Here is a 17,623-nt window from a genome sequence, read left to right as displayed (position 1 = left end):
TCCATTATAAAACAGCATCCCTTGGACAATTCATTACTTTCTTCTTTACAACGGGGAAACCATGAGGCTATGGCAGAAATCTACCAGGCTTACTGGGAGGACGTTTTTGATGCTGCCCTAAAAAAAACGGGTGATACGGCACTCGCACAGGATATTACACAAGAAATTTTTATCTCCCTTTGGGAAAACCGGACAGCCATTAGCCTGACTGGAAGTATGGGTGCGTACCTACATGGCGCAGTAAAATACAAAGTGATTAATTATTTCAGGTCGGGTAGTATTAAAGCGCAGCACCAAACTGCACTTAGCACACTTATGGATGAACAACATACTGTTGCCGCGGATGATAAACTGATTTTAAAAGAACTTCATTTAGAAGTAGATGCCGCCATAGCGCGCTTACCAGAGAAAATGCAACTGGTATTTTCGATGAGCCGTAAACAGGAAAAATCCATCAAAGAAATCGCCACAGAACTTGATGTATCTGTACAAACGGTAAAAAATCAGATCTCGGCAGCTCTGAAACTGCTCAAAAAAAGTCTTTCATACATCCTGTTCATCGCTGCGCTGATTGGCTTAACATAAAGTTAATGTATCGATAACATTTTTGGTTAGTACCAACCTGCTTTTCAACTGACATGTATTTAAATGACAGAAGAACAGGCAAAGGAGCTGCTGCAGAAATATCTCGATCAGCAGGCAAATCCGGAAGAACAAAATAAAGTTGAATCGTGGTATGCCGCGCTCCATCAGGAGAATGTTGAACTGGCTGCAGACCGCAAAGCAGCAATAGGAGCGCAGATGTTTGCTCATCTTGAGGCGGCCATGCAGCAAAAAACCAAACACCACAAAGTATTCAAACTTCAGTCTTTTGTCAGGATTGCAGCGGCCATAATCATCATCATTACAGTGGGTCTGGGCATTTGGAAACTCAGTGCGCCGGTTAGTTCGAATGGAAATCAGCTTACCGTAACTACGGGCGGTGCAGAACGGAAGCGCATTACCTTATCAGATGGCTCGGTGATTTTGTTGGGGCCTTCTGCAAAAATCAGTTATCCCAAAGTATTTGCCTCAAACAACCGCCAGATTGCATTAAAAGAAGGTGAAGCTTTCTTTGATATTGCCCATCAGGAGAAACGGCCATTTACGGTACATACTACATCAGGGATTGATATCAGGGTACTGGGTACCTCCTTCAAGGTTAGGTCTTACCAGGCCAGCAAACATATCGAGGTTGCAGTAGTTACCGGAAAAGTTTCGGTAAGCAACAAAAAAGGAAATCTGGGAACGCTGATTAAGGATGAGTTTTTAACCTACGATAAAAATGCAGGCCGTGCAGCCATCCGTAAAATGAAAACTACGGCCTTTATAGAGCTTGCTTTTGATGGTGCTACCCTGGAGCAGGTAATCAGCAAACTCCAGTATATATACAGCATCAAAATTTCGCTGAGCGACAGCACTTTGAGCAAACTTAAAAGCACAGCTACTTTTAGCAGCAGGCAATCGCCAGAAGAGATTCTGGATATCATCTGTAGCCTCCATCACCTCAAATTTAACGGATCAAAAAATCATAAAACATTTAATATATACAAATGAGATAAGATATGATATAGAAATCGTCTGCGGTACTGATCAGATTAGTTGCCGTCATTTTTCTTTCCGGCCATTGGCGCCGGCATAATTAAAGCTTTACAAATAAATAAAATCAAACAATGAAAACAACCTCCCATAAGAGGACACCAGCTCTTTATAAGATCATGAAATACGCATGTTTAACATTTACAATCCTCTGTGTTTTTTGCAGCTCAATCCTCGCTTCGGCTGGTATGGCGCAAAAGCTAGAGAAAACTACGGTTAACATTACGATCAGCAAAGGCCGTAAAATGACCGAAATTATCAAAGAAATTGAGTCGCGCACAGGGCTTAGCTTTGTATATAATCCCGACCAGCTGCAGCAGAAAAATATGTTTGTAAGTGGCGATTTCACCACAGAGCCCGTAAGATCATTGCTCGATAGGCTAGGTTTACAGGTTTTGGAAAAAGGCGCTTATGTGATATTAAACAATGCGGTTTTGAATAAACCCGACCGTATTGTAACCGGAGTGGTACGCGATTCTTCCGGAGTTTCTTTACCAGGCGTTTCGGTTAAAGTTTTGGGTACACAAAGTGGAACCATAACCGATGGCAATGGTGCTTACCGCATTGAAGTGGGTGCCGATGCTGTACTTTCATTTTCGATGATCGGTTACCGTACCAAAGAAGTAAAAGTTGGTGAAAGTCCGGTCATCAATATGGTATTGAGCGAAGAACGTTCTATGCTTGCCGATGTAGTGGTAGTGGGTTATGGTACGCAGAAAAAAGAAACCTTAACAGGCGCAATTACCATTGTTGGATTGGACAAACTTTCCTCGCGCTCACTGAATAGTGTAGGAGAGGTACTTGCCGGAAAATCGCCTGGGGTAATCGTTACCAACGAGGGTGGCGATCCTACTTCAACACCACGTATCAATATCCGTGGTGCTGGCGGTATCAATGGAGAAAGTGTACTGTATGTAATCGATGGATCTATCTTTTCGGGCACACCACAGCTTAACCCTAATGATATCGAATCTATATCGGTATTAAAAGACGGATCGGCAGCTATTTATGGTGCAAGGGCTTCAGGCGGTGTCGTATTGATCACCACTAAAAAAGGTAAAAGTGGTAAAATGCAGATCAGTTTTGATGCGAAAGTTGGACAACAAAGTGTATGGAAAGAATTAGAACCTTTAAATGCCCAGCAACGTGCCCAGGTGGCGGCAACTGCAGCCAAAAACGGTGGTACCACTATATTGCCTGCTTTTGATGCTTCGAAATACCCTGACGGACAGATAACACGCACCAACTGGATGGACGAAGTTTTTAGACATGGAATGGTACAGGATTATAACGCTGCCATAAACGGTGGTAGTGAAAAATCTAATTATTATTTAAGTTTTAATTACCGCAATGCAGAGGGCATTGTTTTAAATACCCAGACCAAACGTTATAATTTCAGGATCAATACCGAACATGAAGTGACCAATTGGTTAAAAGTAGGTGAAAATTTATCGTACAGCAGTACCAATGGAAATGGCGCCAATACCAGCAGCGATTATACAGGTGCTTTACTTTCGGCAATTTATTATCCAACCAACGGAACGCCTTACAATGCCGATGGCAGTTTTGCAGGTTTACCAGGCGGACAATATGCAGGAGATTATGGTGATATCGTAAACCCTGTTGCCGATTTACAACGCATCGATATCAATAACCCTGTAAATGTTTTGGTGGTTAATCCTTATGTTAATGTTAAATTGGTGAAAGGCTTAACTTTTAGGTCTAATCTAAGTATCACCAAATCAGATGCTGCATTTAAAAGTTTTACGCCCAAAAGGCCTGAGGTAGGAAAACCAGTATTGAGCAACAGCCTACAGGAAAGCAGTAGCCGCAATAATGATTTCCTTGCAGAGCAGGTATTGAGTTATAAAACGAGCTTTGGTAGCCACCAGCTCGATCTTACCGGTGGTTATTCTTTTCAGAGAACAAAAAGCAGCAGCCTATCAGCTTCTGGCGCTGGTTTTGATGACGAATCTCCTCAGTACAGATACCTGGTTAATGCAACAGTGATACAACCTTCAGCCAGTGCCATGTATGCTCAGGCACTTTCTTCCCTGTTTTTTAGGGCCAATTATAACTATAAAGAAAAATACCTGGTATCGTTAATTGGCCGTCGTGATGGATCATCCTTGTTGAGTGAAAATAACAGAACCCGAAATTATGGTTCAGCTTCACTGGGATGGGTAGTAAGTAAGGAAGATTTTCTTAAAGATGCATCCTGGTTAAACGAACTGAAACTAAAGGCTAGTTATGGTATACTGGGTAATTTAGGTTCGCTAAATGCTTCTGCAGTAAATCCATTGTTAAGTCCTACTCAAAGTTATTTCGGGCAAACACCAACCTTGCAAAATGGTTATGTACAAACGGTTCTGGCCAATAAAGATTTAACATGGGCAGAATCAAAACAGACCAATTTAGGGATTGATGTAGCCGTTCTGGGCAGATTAAGTCTGAATGCCGACTATTTTGTAAAAGAAATCAATAAGATGATTTTGACCCGTTCGTTGCCTGGAACAGCAGGTTTAAATACCCAGACCGTTAACGCCGGTATTGTAAAAGATAAAGGTATAGAACTGGGTTTAACCTATAATAGCGATAAAAATGCAGCTTTTACCTATTCTGTAAATGCGACCTTAACCAAAATCAACAACAAAGTACAGGAACTGGCACCAGGATTGGAAAACATTGCCGTGGGAACCAATTTCCGTAACGAACTTGCGCCACTTACCATCAGGGTAGGTCAACCATTATACAGTTATTATGTATTAAAAACAGATGGTATTTTCCAAAGCCAGGCAGAAGCTGATAATTATAAAAATGCAAAAGGAACTAAAATTCAGCCGAATGCAAAAGCAGGTGATTTTAAATTCGTGGATATCAATGGCGATGGATCGATAGATGGAAACGACCGTTATTTTGCCGGTAGCGCTTATCCTGATTTTTCATATGGTTTGAGTTTTAATGCCAGCTACAAAAATTTCGACATCAATATTTTTGCTCAGGGTGTGCAAGGCAATAAACTGTTTAATGCCGTAAAACGAACCACATACAGTGCCAGCGGACCATCATACAACAAACTGGTCGGTATTCTTGATGCCTGGTCGCCAGAGAACCCAGGTGGTAAAGTGCCGATTATTTCGACAAGTGATGCCAATGGAAACTTCAATGCTTCCGATTTTTATGTTGAAGATGGCTCATATCTGCGTATCCGAAATGTAACGCTAGGTTACAGTTTGCCAAAATCGCTTACCAATAAATTGAAAACCGGAGGAGTAAGGGTTTATGCCACGGCAAACAACCTTTTTACCATTACAAATTATTCGGGCTTCGATCCGGAAATCGGAATGGATAATAACGGACTGGATGTTGGCCGTTATCCACAGGCAAGAAGCTTTATCCTTGGTTTAAGTGTAAATCTATAATCATCAATCAAAACAATGAAAACGAATTTAAAATATATGGCATTTGCCGCTCTTGCTTTTTTCTCTTCATGTACAAAAGAGCTTGATATTGTACCCGAAGGATCTCCATCGGCTCAAAATTTCTGGAAAACCAAAGAAGATGCACTGAAAGCAGAAGGTGGGATGTATGAAAATTACAATGCAGAAGACTTTTACGGTCGCGGTATGTTCTGGTTTATTAATGCCAGCGATGATATGGTTACCGGGCGTAATAAACCAGAGGCCGATAACATTAAAAACTTTAACCGTACGTATGTTGGCGGAGGCTATACCGAAACCCAATGGAGCATGCGTTACGCCATTATCAAACGCGCCAACGACATTATTATCAATGTTCCAGGTATTACTATGGACGAAAGTTTGAAAAAGCAGATCATTGGCGATGCCTATTTTAATGCCGGATTGGTTTATTTTCAGTTGGCTGCAAATTATGGAAACGACAAAGCTGGTGTTCCGATCGTTACGCCAGAGAGCGATCCATCACAACCCATTGCCCGTGCAAAAAACGTAAATGAAAATTACGATTATATCATTTCACTTTTGTTAAAAGCAGCCGATAACCTGCCGTTATTTTCGGCAATGAAACCTGCCGATTATGGTAAGGCACATAAAACTGCTGCCTGGGCATACCTATCGAAAGTATATCTGTACAAAAAAGACTATGCCAATGCAGCAAAATATGCCGATATGGTGATCACTTCTGGTCAGCATGATTTAGTGAATACAGGTTTTGCTGATGTATTTAAAGCAGCAAACAATTGGTCTAAAGAGTATATCTGGTCGGTGGTTTGTACGCCAAGCGGTGGTGGTACAGGCTGGGGAAGCAAACTTCCAGGTGTAATGTTAACCAATAAAGCCTGGGGTATTTACAATGGCTGGGGTTATTACCTGCCTACCAAAGAGCTTTATGATTCTTACGAAACCGGCGATCAACGCAGAGAAGCCACCATTTTGAAACCAGGTGATAAATTTATGTTTTTTGGTGCTGAACGTAGTTTTACCAAAGATGCAGGAGCGACTTCAAACTACCAGTTTAAAAAATACATGGAGCCGTTTTCTTATTCCAATCCAATTCCAACGCATGTTAATCCGAACGGCGATAATGGAACAACAGATTTAAACGTACCCTTAATGCGTTATGCTGAAGTGTTGTTAATCAAAGCTGAAGCAGCAATTAACCTGAGCGGTGCAGGAGCAGGTGATACTGAACTGAACAAAATCAGGGTGCGTGCTGGCTTGGGTACAAAGACAGGAATGACCATCGACGACCTTAAACGCGAACGCCGCAACGAACTGGCAGGCGAGTGGGCCGACCGTCATAGAGATTTGGTAAGATGGGGCGATGCACAGGCAGCTTACGCCAAACCTTTGCATGATTTTGATGGAAGCGTAATCTGGCCAGCCAGGACCTTCAATCCACAGGTACATGATGTATGGGCGGTGCCACAAAGAGAAATTGATAATAGTGCGGGGGTAATCAAACAGAACGCAGGATGGTAAATAAATTATGGATAAACTTTGTAGCCCTGGTGATATTACTGGGGCTGCAGAGTGCATCTGCACAGGTTAAGCTCGATGCAAACCGCGGGCATAGCCACAACGATTATAAACAGGGCATTCCATTGCTTACAGCATATTATGCCGGAATGGGATCTATAGAAGCGGATGTGTTTTTAAAAGATGGCGAACTGTATGTAGCGCACGAGGTTTCAGAAATAAAACCTGGTTTTACCTTAAAAAAAATATATCTCGATCCGCTTGCACAACGCTTTAAGGCAAATGGAAACCATCCCTATGCAAATACTGCGTTGAAATTGCAGTTGGTTGTAGACGTGAAGGAAGATTACAAACATGTTTTGCCTGTATTGCTGAAAGAACTGGAGGCCTATGCGGAAGTCTTCGATGCGAAAAAGAATGCCAATGCCATCAAAGTAGTAATCAGCGGCGATATGCCTGTTCCTGCCGATTTTAAAGATTATGATGAGAAATTATCATTCGATGGCAGGCCGGCTACCGTTTATACTGATGCACAATTGGCGAGGGTAGCGATGATTAGCGATGACCTTAAAAACCATACGGTATGGAATGGAAAAGGCAACCCTACCAAAACCGATGAAGCAAAGATGAAAGCCGCTATCACGCAGGCGCACCGCAAGGGAAAACCTTTCCGGTTTTGGGCCACGCAGGATAGTCCGAATACCTGGATTGTGTTAGAGCGGCTGGGTGCAGATTGGATCAATACCGATAATCCAAATAAATTGAGAGACTTTTATTTTCATCAGGATAAATTAAGTTATACCAATCCAAGCCCATATACACCTTATACACCTACTTATAAAAGCGATGGAGCAGATAAACCCGCCAAAAATGTTATTTTATTAATTGGAGATGGCATGGGGCTAGCAGCAATTCATGCGGGGCTGATTGCCAATCATGGTGATCTAAATATGGCAAGGTTCCACGCCATTGGATTTTCAGAAACTGCTGCAGCCGATGCTGGAAATACGGATTCGGCTGCGGGGGGTACAGCAATGGCCACAGGTTTTAAAACCAATAACCGGTATATTGGAATGGGACCAGATGATCAGAAGAAAACCAATCTGGTAGATACCTTGGCCGGTTTTGGTATTAAAGGTGGGATCATCAGTTCGGGCGACCTTACCGATGCCACACCAGCAGCTTTTTATGCCCATCAGCTCGATCGCGCTTTTAATGGCGCAATTGCAAACGACCTGTTAACCAGCAAAGCTGAAATTTTGGTCGGTTCAAACCGTAAAGCTTTTGAGCAGAATAAAAACACGAATCTTTTGCCTGCACTTAAAAGTAAAGGTTTTCAACTGAGCAATCAGTTAAGCGATTTTGCAAAGCAAAACCAGGGTAAACAATTGGTATTGCTTGATGATGCTGCTACACGGCCGGTAATAAAAGGCCGAGGCGATATGCTGAAACAATCGCTTCTGCATACCATCGAAATGTTAACGAAAAACAAACGGGGCTTTTTCATCATGGCAGAAGGGGCACAGATCGATTACGGAGGGCATGTAAATGATTTGCCTTATCTCGTTACCGAACTGCATGATTTCGACCGCACCATTGCCGAAGCACTCCGCTTTGCCGATCAGGATGGCGAAACACTGGTAATCGTTACCGCCGACCACGAAACAGGAGGATTAACACTTTTGGATGGTGCAGCAGAAAAGGGAATGGTTAGGGGCGAATTTAGCACCAACGACCATACAGGGATCATGGTTCCGGTTTTTGCCTACGGACCGGGATCGCAAAATTTCAATGGCATTTATCCCAACAATCAGATTTTTCATAAAATCATCCAGGCTTATCGCTTAGCGAAGTAATCAATAAAAGGATAAATTTTGATAAACAAAGCGGTGCACGTGTACAATCACTTGCACCGCTTTTTTTTTGCTTAATGTTAAGGCAACATTGCAATGTTAATTTTGGAACCAATAAAAAGAATATCATGGAAAGAAGATCTGCACTCAAAAATATAGGTGGCCTGTTTTTGCTGCCAACGCTTCCGGCCCTTTCGGCGGCAGTTGAAAAGAAGCCAGTACTTAGGGTAGCTCATATTACGGATGTGCACCTGAAGAACCAATTTAATGCACCTGCAAAGTTCGTTAAATGTCTGCACCATGTGCAGGGTCAATCGCCAAAAGTAGATCTGGTATTAAATGGGGGAGATATCGTTTTTGATATGAACAAGGAAAATATCGGTACCATTAACGATCAATGGAAACTGGTAGGCGAAACGATGAAGAATGAATGCAGTTTGCCCGTACGTTATTGTTTGGGTAACCACGATATCTGGTGGAACGAAAATACAAAAGGCGATGTTTTTTATGGTAAAAAATATGCCATGGATAAGTTACAGCTCGTTAAGCCATATTATAGCTTCGTGCAAAAGGGTTGGAAAATTATCGTGCTGGACAGTACCCATCTGGATATCGATAACACCTGGTATATTGGCAAATTGGGCGAAGAACAGTTGGCATGGTTAAAAAACGAACTCGAAACCACAAGTGTTAAGATGCCTATAATGGTGATGTCGCATATTCCCATCCTTACCGCACTTTTAATGATTGAAGATGATATTGTAAATAAATGGACCATGCTGGGCGGCAACATGCATACCGATACCGCCAAAATCATTAATCTTTTTTATCAGCATCCCAATGTAAAACTTTGTTTAAGCGGCCATTTGCACATGCGCGATAAAGTGGTGTACAATGGTGTAACCTACCTCTGTAACGGTGCTGTATCGGGTGCATGGTGGGAGGGCAACAGAAGAGAAACTGCACCCGGTTACGGACTGATCGATTTATACGATGATGGAAGTTTTGAAGAGCATTACGTGAATTACTGATCATTTCTTTGTTTTTTTGCCACGGAAACGCAGATTAACACGGAATACCTTTTTAGTGCTTCGTCCTCCTCGCATATGCGGGATCCTAATGCTATGACAGTAAAATTCTCAATTAAGTTGGTCGTGATGTAAATATTAAGCTTTGTCAATTAAGCTTTGTCAGTCTGAGCGGAGTCGAAGACCCATAAATAAATCCGATAGCTATCGGGTAAGAGCGACAATATCATTTAACTTTATGCCTTATTCCCAATTCCCTTTGCTTAAAAACAAAAATTGATTGTTCACAATAATCCTCTAGAACTATTCTTGTTATTCCCTTAACATGGGCTTCATATCTACATGCTTGCTTTGTTCAAAAAAAATAAATGAAAAAAGATTTACTTGTCTTAATTGCTGCCGCGTCTATCGGTATGGTATCCTGTAAAAAGAACCACGAAGAAACCCCTGCCGAAATTGTTTATCCATCCATTGCAGAAGTTGCCGATCCACCTGTGCTTTTCACGACCGCTGCCGGCGTAAAAGTATATAATGGAGGTTTTGGTTCGGCGGTAGCTGCCGATCCCAATTCGCCGGATGTTTTTTACATGTTAACCGATAGAGGTTCGAACGTTGCCGGGCAGTTGGCCAACTCGATCATCATCGGAAAGCCGGATTTTGATCCACAGATTGGGAAATTTAGATTGAAAGACGGAAAATTAATACTCGAAGAAACGATATTTCTTAAAAATGCGAGTGGTGTGAGGTTAAACGGTCTTCCAAATCCAGCCGGAATGGGTGCTTCGGGAGAAACCGCTTACGACTTAAACGGACAGGTAATTGCACCAAGTGCAGATGGGATCGATTCTGAAGGTTTGGTAAGGGCTGCAGACGGATCATTCTGGATCAGCGACGAATACGGACCGCATATTGCACATTTCGATGCTACGGGAAAGACAATAGAACGCATCAATCCATTTGGAACAGGAACAGGAGGACGTGAACTTCCAGCGGTATTTGCCAATAGAAGAGCAAACCGTGGTATGGAAGGTTTGGCTATTACTCCTGATGGAAAAACCTTGGTGGGCATGATGCAATCGCCAATGTACAATCCTTCTAAAGCAGCTGTTACCAACTCGGTTGTGTTGAGAATTTTAACTTTCGACATTGCTTCAGGTGCAACAAAACAATATGCTTATCTAATGGATAATACCACCTTAACGGGGGTAAGCGACATTGTTGCCGTTAACAGTACTACTTTTTTAACCATCGAACGTGATGGATTGTATGGCGGTGCAACAAGCAATCCGGCAACATTTAAAAAGGTTTTTAAAATCGACCTTAGCGCAGCCACCGATATTTCTGACGCCGGAAATGGTGCTACAGGTAAATTGTATGGAGGCAAAACAGTTGAAGAGTTAAATAATGCGGCAGGCTTAAGTGGTGCAGGCATCACTCCGGTAAGTAAAACCGTTGTTTTAGATCTTTTAAAAGACCTGCCTTCCATTTATCCGCACGACAAAGCAGAGGGTTTGGCCTTATTACCGGGCAATATCCTGGTCATTTCTAACGATGATGATTTTGGTGTGGTAGACAATGGTGCCAGTGGTTTTGCACAGAAAATTTTGCCTTTCACCAATTCAGTTGATCGGAACAGATTGTATTTTGTGAAAGTTAAGCTTTAATTCAGAGATATCGTCATTTCGAGCGAAGTGCAACGAAGTCGAGAAATCTAACGAGATAGATCTCTCCATTCCGCTGCGCTTCAGTCGAGAGGACGACTCTTTTTATTAAAACTGTCATTGATAGTGAAGTACAACTAAGTCTGGATGACGATCTTTTTAAGACTTAATTCTTCCCAACCCTATTTTCTTCGTCAGCTGTTCCGGTGCTTCTACTACGGGCAGTTTTGATCTTCATGTTGCCGAATTTATAGGTGAAACTGAGGTTTACCCTGCGGCTTTCCCACTCGTTCTGCCAAAAGGTGTTAATATTGTTGTAAGCCAAATTTGCCCTGAATTTGCTGGTGTTAAAAACATCGTTTACCTTAAAAGCCAGCGTAGCATTCTTTTTCCAAAAGCTTTTTTTAGCGCCAACGTTAATCTGGTAACTTTCCAAACTGTGAAACAAGCCAGAAACTGAAGGGGATTCGTAAAAACCGTATAACGAAAGGCTATAGTTTTTAGGTAAAGTGATCGTGTTATCGGAACTGAAAGACCAGCTCCACGAAGAAGCGTTATAATTTGCACCCTGTACCGGCGATGTAGTACGGTTATAAGCAGCAGAAACTTCGCTATTATTGTTCCACCATTTGGTTACATCAAAAGGACTTCCGGTAGCCACATAAAAACTCACTGTACGGTTTAGGTTTTCTGGTCTGGAGATACTTTCTTTTGTGGTATTGTTCTGGTAAATCACTTCTGATATCGATTCGTTGCCAACTGAGTAACTCAAGGTAAGTACCCGGAAGTTTTTTAACGAATAATTAAATTCGAAGCTGTTTGCATAAGATGGCTGTAACAGCGGATTGCCTTGCAATGCGGTATAAGGATCGGTGTAAAAGGTAAAGGGGTTTAAACTACTATAAGATGGGCGATTGATACTTTTGCGGTAAGCTCCGGTAATTAGGTTGTTCGAATCGATTTTGTAGGAAACAAACAGTGTTGGAAAAAGCTTCCAGTATTTTCTCTCGATGAGGGTATTCGTGCCCGAAGAACTGCCATCGCCCAGCGTCTGCTCTGCACGTAAGCCTGCTTTGATCTGTAAGTTTTTAAAGCTCTGATCGAGCGATAGGTAACCCGCATTAATGTTTTCATTGTATAAAAATTGATTGGTGCGGCGTGGATCGTTAATCCAGCCAGCGGTTTTTAACGAATCGAAACGCACATCGCTCTGCGATTTTACCCAGCTGCTTTTCCATCCTGTTTCCATTTTTAATGTTTTGTTAAAGTTTAGGCTGTAATCTGCCTTAACCGAGTAGATGGATACCTTGCCCATACCATTGTTACGAAGATCAACCGGATTGCCGATCAACTGATCGTTGGCATCGAGATAGTTGTTGGTAAAGGTTTCATTTTTGCTGTTATCATACTGCACATAATCGGCATCAAAACCCAGTTCACCACCCAATGTATCGGTTTTAAAACGGTAATTTAAGTTTACGGCGCTATTTTTTTCGGTATTGCTTTGTGGATTAAACATTGATGTTCCACCCATTTTTATCCCCGCTGCATCATAGTTTACCGAATTGCTGTTCACCTTGGTCTCTTCGGGCGCGGTGAAACCTTTTACCATTATACCAAGTGTATGTTTATCGTTGATGAAATAATCGGCACCTGTAGAGTAATTTAAGCTGTTCGTTATAGGGTGCCAGAAATTAAGCTGGTTGTATTGTTCCTCGCCAATGCTTCTGTTTAGGGTTAACCTGTTGTAGGAGTTGTAGTGGCCAGCATTTAAACGCACATAGGTACTTACCTTGCCAATATTATAGTTCAGGTTGGTTCCTCCATAAATTTTTTCGTAACGGCCATAACCACCACCAAGATTCATGTTTCCGTTAAAACCCTGCATGGTGTTTCTTTTCAGTTTAATGTTGATGATACCTGCGGTTCCGGCAGCATCAAAAGAGGAAGGGGGATTTGAGATCAGTTCTATTTTGCTCAGTACCGAGCCTGGCAATGATTTTAGGTAAGTGGTTAATTCCATCCCCGACATGTAGCTCAATTTGCCATCAATCATGACGTTAATGCCCTTTTTACCTTTGAGCACAATATTATCGTCCTTATCCAGTTTTACCCCTGGCGATCTGCTGATCACCTCCAGTGCATTATCTCCGGCGGTATTCATTTGTTCTACATTTACAATTACACGATCTGCTTTTTGGTCGATCACCGGCATTTTAGATCTGATATTTACCTCTTTCAGGTTTTGAGAACGGTCTGTTAATATAATTGGAGCCACTTTAACCGCTGCAGTTTTTACGTCGAATGGAGCAGATTGATTTTTATCGTAACCCATCATCAATGCTTTGATCAGGTACTGGCCCGGTTTAACATTGTTGAATTCGTAGATTCCCTGTTGGTTGGTTGCCTGTAATGCAATCGAAGCCGAATCGGGTAAATGGATTAAGGCTACCGAAGCATAATCGAGTGTTTTATTGCTCTTATCGGTAACGGTTCCGCTTACTTTAATGTTTTGAGCAAAGCTGGTTTTAAAGCCGAAAAGAAGTAGTACAAAAAGAGCTGATTTAAATAAAAAGTTCATCATCGTGTTTGTTTTATGTTGATGCTTCAAAGATGAAAAGGTTGCATCAGCCTAAAAATTATATAATCCCAACCCCTTAAAATATTATCCGAATGCTTTTTTGATGGATAAAAGGTGTTGATCCTTAAAATGCACAGGTTGGGATAATTATTTGCAGGTTTGGAATAAGAAAATAGGCAGTTAAAAAAGCTTTGTATAGTTTTAGGCCATGAAAACAATAAAGATCATTTCCATCCATATACTTTGCTGGGTACTTGTTTTAGGCTATTTCTATGGTGGAGCAATTATAGAAGGCGTCACTTTAAGGCAATCGGCTTTTAACATATCCATGAATTTTATCCAGATTGTAGAATTTTATATCTGTTACCTCTTGGTATACCCAAGCTTTTTGAAAAAAAGTAAAATGCTTCAGTTAATCGGTGGCATTTTGTTTACTATAGGCATATTTATCGCCCTGAGGTATTTAATAGAAGAAGTACTGTATTTAAAATGGTTTGGTTTTCATAATTATGGAGACGGTACAACAGCATGGCATTACATTTCTGATAATATATACTGGAGTTTGGCTTTTATCGTAGTTCCCGCTGCGGTTTATGGTATTGAACAGAGTTTTAAATCGGAGCAGATGAATAGAAAACTTAAAGAAGAAGTGGTTAAAGCCGAATTGTCATTCCTTAAATCGCAGATCAATCCGCACTTTTTGTACAACACCTTAAATTACGTGTACTCACTGGCTATTCCGGTTTCGGATCAACTGGCCAATGCCGTTTTGCGTTTGTCTGATCTGATGCGTTATACCTTGAACGATAGTCCGGATGGTAAAGTGAGTTTAGATAAAGAAGTTGAGTACCTGGAAAGTTATGTGGCGCTTTTTAAAATGCGTTTCGAACCCAAATTTTATGTCGATTTTACCACCGAAGGCATTGCCGATCAAAAAATCGCATCACTGATATTGATCCCTTTTGTTGAAAATGCTTTTAAACATGGCGTGGTAAATGATGAAACACAACCTGTACGCATTAAACTGAAAATACAGAACAAACGTTTAAGTTTCGAGGTAAGCAATAAAATCAGTCATGCGCAAAAAGACCACTCTAGTGGCGTTGGTATGGTAAACATCCACCGCAGATTGGATCTGATTTATCCTGATAAACACGAATTGCTCATTTCGAACAATGGCAATACTTATAAAAGCACTTTGATTTTAAATCTGTAATTTGTACCGTTGGAAACCAATATCATATTTTAATTTACGCTAACCGCCTAACCCTATACGCTAACCCCTAACCCTTAATCCCCAACCATGATCCGTTGCCTTGCTGTTGATGATGAATCGTACGCCTCCGATATAATTGCTGCCTTTATCAATAAAACCCCTTTTTTAGAACTGGTAGGCACCACTACGAATGCTTTTGAAGCGCTTAACCTGGTACAGGAGGGAAAAGTAGACCTTGTTTTTTTGGATATCCAAATGCCTGAATTAACCGGTATCCAGTTTTTAAAAATCTGCGGCGGTAAATGTAAGGTGATTTTAACCACGGCCTATCCCGAATATGCACTGGAAGGTTTTGACCTGGATGTAGTGGATTATCTGCTTAAACCAATCTCTTACGAACGTTTTTATAAAGCAGCAACCAAAGCACAGCAGATTCTGGCACCCGTGGCCCCGGTACAGCAAGAAGTGATTGTTCAGCAGGCTGCGCAGGGGAACGATTTCATTTTCATCAAAGGCGATACCAAGAATAAATTTATCAAGGTAAATTATGACGATATCCTTTATATTGAAGGTTTGAAAAATTATGTTTCGGTGTATACGGCAACCCAAAGAATTATCACTTACCAGGCCCTTCGCGAGCTGGAGACCGAACTGCCTCAACCACCTTTTTACCGCATCCATAAATCTTACATCATCTCGCTCGAAAAAATAAAAATGATTGATGGTAATACCGTTTACATCAACGATCAGGCTATTCCAATCGGCGAAACCTATAAGGAAGAGTTTTTTAAAGTGGTGCGGGAAGGAAAGAAAGGTGGTTAACCGATTAACCAGTTTCAACAATTAACCAGCTGTGTGCATAAATTCTCCCCAATATTTCTTTCGTTTTTTTTAAGTTTGCGGCGTAAAGATTAAATCATACATCACCATGCAAGAAACGAATTCGCTTAATCAGGTTGCAGAATTTCACACTACCTTTAAACATCCTATTCTGGAAAATCCGGTTATCCCTTCAAAACAAAGGGCCAATCTCCGCATTTCGCTTTTGGCAGAAGAGTTGAAAGAATTACAGGAAGCCGTAGAAAACGATGACCTGGTAGAAGTGGCCGATGCCCTTTGTGATCTGCAATATGTGCTTGCAGGTGCCATCCACGAATTTGGACTGGGCGGAAAATTTAAGACTTTATTTGATGAAGTTCACCGTTCTAACATGAGTAAAGCCTGTAAAACGGTAGAAGAAGCAGAGCAAACCATCCAGTTTTATTTAGATAAAGATCAAACCGAGTCGTATTATAAAGAAATCGACGGGCTGTTTCTGGTCTTCAGAAAATCTGACGACAAAACCTTAAAATCGATCAACTATTCTCCTGCAGATTTAAAATCTCATTTGGTTTAACCCATAAATAAGCTCGAATTGAAAAGGCTAAAACAAATTGTAAACGAGCTTAAATTAACACAGGCAGATCCTGATGCAGCTTTAATGCGTGAGTTTATTTTTTACTCACCCAAAATGCCTTTACGCCTGCATCAGGAACAGCTTATTGCCACATCAAAACAATTTAGCCTTAACGTTTTTGACACCTATTTTACCCATGCCGATGTTAGTATTAACTGCTTCAGTTGGGGCAATGGCAAATGTAAAGTACTGCTCACACACGGTTGGGCCTCAAAAGCTTTAGATTTTTACGAGCTGATTATCGCACTTCAGCAGATTGAAGACCTCGAGATTATTGCTTTTGATGCACCCGGAAACGGAAGTTCGGTTTCTGAGTTTTCCAACCTAATGCTTTATGCCGATTCGGTAAAATCTATTGCCTTAAACTATGCGCAACCCGATGTATTAATAGGGCATTCATTGGGCGGCATGGCCAATGTAATTGCTTTACAGGAGCTGGGAATAACTCCCGGTCTGCTCATCAGCATTGCACCATTAATCAGACTAAAAGAAAACTTCGAACAGAGTTTAGATTCGGTAAATATTAATGCCCAACACCAGGATATCTTTTTTAACAATTTTGCCAAAGAGTTTCCTGTACCGGCCAGCCATTTTAACCTGACCAATCTTTATCAGTTAAGTCCAGATCTTGATCATTTCCTGGCATTCGATCCTGCCGATCATATTTCTCCATATAGTTATCTTAAAGAATTCCTTAGTAAATTCCCTGCCATAAACTCAAAATCATTTGAAGACGTTGGTCACTATAAAATCCTTAAATCAGCTGATGTGATCGAAGATGTTGTCCGCAAAATCGAAGCCTTGAACTAATTTAGTTAATTTTAATATAATTTGCCGCCTCCTACGGTGGGAAGGTTTCCAAGTTACTTTGATTTGCTGCTGCACACTGCAGGAGGGTTTCAAAGTAACTTTGATTGGTCACTGCACACTGCAGGAGGGTTTCAAAGTAACTTTGATTGGTTGCAGCACACTGCAGGAAGGTTTCAAAGTAACTTTGATTGGTCGCTGCACACTGCAGGAAGGTTTCAAAGTAACTTTGCGCTAAATCTTTAAAGTATCGTCATCCGATAGCTATCGGATGACGATTCTAAGCAAGCTATCAATCTGCATAACAATGTTTTTCTAAAAAACTAAACTTCTAGATAACATTTATTTTATAAATAGCCTTTTTTGATATAACTCTCTAATCTGTGTTTATCCTATTCATCCGTGGTTAAAATTCTAAGCGATTA

Annotated in this window: 12 protein-coding genes; 11 read left to right on the top strand and 1 reads right to left on the bottom strand. The window is 41.2% G+C overall.

The annotated features are described in order from the left end of the window. Nucleotides 1–21: 21 nt before the first annotated feature. The 7 genes from R2S57_RS06565 (at nucleotide 22) to R2S57_RS06535 (ending at nucleotide 11,141) form a co-directional block, all read left to right on the top strand. A complete protein-coding gene (locus tag R2S57_RS06565) occupies nucleotides 22–585 on the top strand; it encodes an RNA polymerase sigma-70 factor (protein ID WP_316844252.1) in 564 nt (187 codons plus the stop codon). Between the two features lie 63 nt (nucleotides 586–648). Continuing rightward, on the top strand, nucleotides 649–1,596 hold the full coding sequence (locus R2S57_RS06560) for a FecR family protein (RefSeq protein WP_316844251.1): 948 nt from the start codon (nucleotides 649–651) through the stop codon (nucleotides 1,594–1,596). 161 nt (nucleotides 1,597–1,757) lie between these two features. Beyond that, complete coding sequence (locus R2S57_RS06555) at nucleotides 1,758–5,060, top strand: TonB-dependent receptor (RefSeq protein WP_316844250.1); 3,303 nt, start codon at nucleotides 1,758–1,760, stop codon at nucleotides 5,058–5,060. A gap of 15 nt (nucleotides 5,061–5,075) precedes the next feature. Next, nucleotides 5,076–6,599 carry a RagB/SusD family nutrient uptake outer membrane protein gene (locus R2S57_RS06550; protein ID WP_316844249.1) on the top strand — a complete coding sequence of 508 codons (1,524 nt, stop codon included), beginning with the start codon at nucleotides 5,076–5,078 and terminating at the stop codon, nucleotides 6,597–6,599. Beyond that, nucleotides 6,593–8,452, top strand: coding sequence for an alkaline phosphatase (locus tag R2S57_RS06545; protein WP_316844248.1), 1,860 nt, complete (start codon nucleotides 6,593–6,595; stop codon nucleotides 8,450–8,452). Before R2S57_RS06550 ends, R2S57_RS06545 begins: the two co-directional genes overlap by 7 nt. A 125-nt stretch (nucleotides 8,453–8,577) precedes the next feature. Continuing rightward, a complete protein-coding gene (locus R2S57_RS06540; protein WP_316844247.1) occupies nucleotides 8,578–9,480 on the top strand; it encodes a metallophosphoesterase in 903 nt (300 codons plus the stop codon). A gap of 365 nt (nucleotides 9,481–9,845) precedes the next feature. After that, complete coding sequence (locus R2S57_RS06535; protein ID WP_316844246.1) at nucleotides 9,846–11,141, top strand: esterase-like activity of phytase family protein; 1,296 nt, start codon at nucleotides 9,846–9,848, stop codon at nucleotides 11,139–11,141. A 163-nt stretch (nucleotides 11,142–11,304) separates the two neighbouring features. On the opposite strand, the gene R2S57_RS06530 is transcribed toward R2S57_RS06535, so the two are convergent. Then, a complete protein-coding gene (locus tag R2S57_RS06530) occupies nucleotides 11,305–13,722 on the bottom strand; it encodes an outer membrane beta-barrel family protein (RefSeq protein ID WP_316844245.1) in 2,418 nt (805 codons plus the stop codon). A 205-nt stretch (nucleotides 13,723–13,927) separates the two neighbouring features. On the opposite strand from R2S57_RS06530, the gene R2S57_RS06525 reads away from it, so the two are divergent. From R2S57_RS06525 to R2S57_RS06510, 4 genes are all read left to right on the top strand, one after another. After that, a complete protein-coding gene (locus R2S57_RS06525; RefSeq protein WP_316844244.1) occupies nucleotides 13,928–14,935 on the top strand; it encodes a sensor histidine kinase in 1,008 nt (335 codons plus the stop codon). Between the two features lie 87 nt (nucleotides 14,936–15,022). Further along, complete coding sequence (locus R2S57_RS06520) at nucleotides 15,023–15,757, top strand: LytTR family DNA-binding domain-containing protein (protein ID WP_316844243.1); 735 nt, start codon at nucleotides 15,023–15,025, stop codon at nucleotides 15,755–15,757. A gap of 106 nt (nucleotides 15,758–15,863) precedes the next feature. Further along, nucleotides 15,864–16,331: a nucleoside triphosphate pyrophosphohydrolase family protein gene (locus R2S57_RS06515; RefSeq protein ID WP_167293229.1), complete on the top strand. Its 468-nt coding sequence runs from the start codon at nucleotides 15,864–15,866 to the stop codon at nucleotides 16,329–16,331. 18 nt (nucleotides 16,332–16,349) lie between these two features. Then, nucleotides 16,350–17,201, top strand: a complete 852-nt coding sequence (locus R2S57_RS06510; RefSeq protein WP_316844242.1) for an alpha/beta hydrolase — start codon at nucleotides 16,350–16,352, stop codon at nucleotides 17,199–17,201. Nucleotides 17,202–17,623 lie beyond the last annotated feature (422 nt).

Origin of the sequence: Pedobacter psychrodurus (genome assembly GCF_032678585.1) — a bacterium.
GTDB classification, from domain to species: domain Bacteria; phylum Bacteroidota; class Bacteroidia; order Sphingobacteriales; family Sphingobacteriaceae; genus Pedobacter; species Pedobacter psychrodurus_A.
Note: the sequence above shows the minus strand (reverse complement) of the source record. Positions and strands in the feature narration are given on the sequence as shown.

Excerpts from the sequence above, each read along its gene's own strand:
- R2S57_RS06515 (WP_167293229.1), top strand. The coding sequence starts at position 15,864 with ATGCAAGAAACGAATTCGCTTAATCAGGTTGCAGAATTTCACACTACC.
- R2S57_RS06545 (WP_316844248.1), top strand. The coding sequence starts at position 6,593 with ATGGTAAATAAATTATGGATAAACTTTGTAGCCCTGGTGATATTACTG.
- R2S57_RS06555 (WP_316844250.1), top strand. The coding sequence starts at position 1,758 with ATGAAATACGCATGTTTAACATTTACAATCCTCTGTGTTTTTTGCAGC.
- R2S57_RS06540 (WP_316844247.1), top strand. The coding sequence starts at position 8,578 with ATGGAAAGAAGATCTGCACTCAAAAATATAGGTGGCCTGTTTTTGCTG.
- R2S57_RS06520 (WP_316844243.1), top strand. The coding sequence starts at position 15,023 with ATGATCCGTTGCCTTGCTGTTGATGATGAATCGTACGCCTCCGATATA.
- R2S57_RS06550 (WP_316844249.1), top strand. The coding sequence starts at position 5,076 with ATGAAAACGAATTTAAAATATATGGCATTTGCCGCTCTTGCTTTTTTC.
- R2S57_RS06530 (WP_316844245.1), bottom strand. The coding sequence starts at position 13,722 with ATGATGAACTTTTTATTTAAATCAGCTCTTTTTGTACTACTTCTTTTC.
- R2S57_RS06525 (WP_316844244.1), top strand. The coding sequence starts at position 13,928 with ATGAAAACAATAAAGATCATTTCCATCCATATACTTTGCTGGGTACTT.
- R2S57_RS06560 (WP_316844251.1), top strand. The coding sequence starts at position 649 with ATGACAGAAGAACAGGCAAAGGAGCTGCTGCAGAAATATCTCGATCAG.
- R2S57_RS06535 (WP_316844246.1), top strand. The coding sequence starts at position 9,846 with ATGAAAAAAGATTTACTTGTCTTAATTGCTGCCGCGTCTATCGGTATG.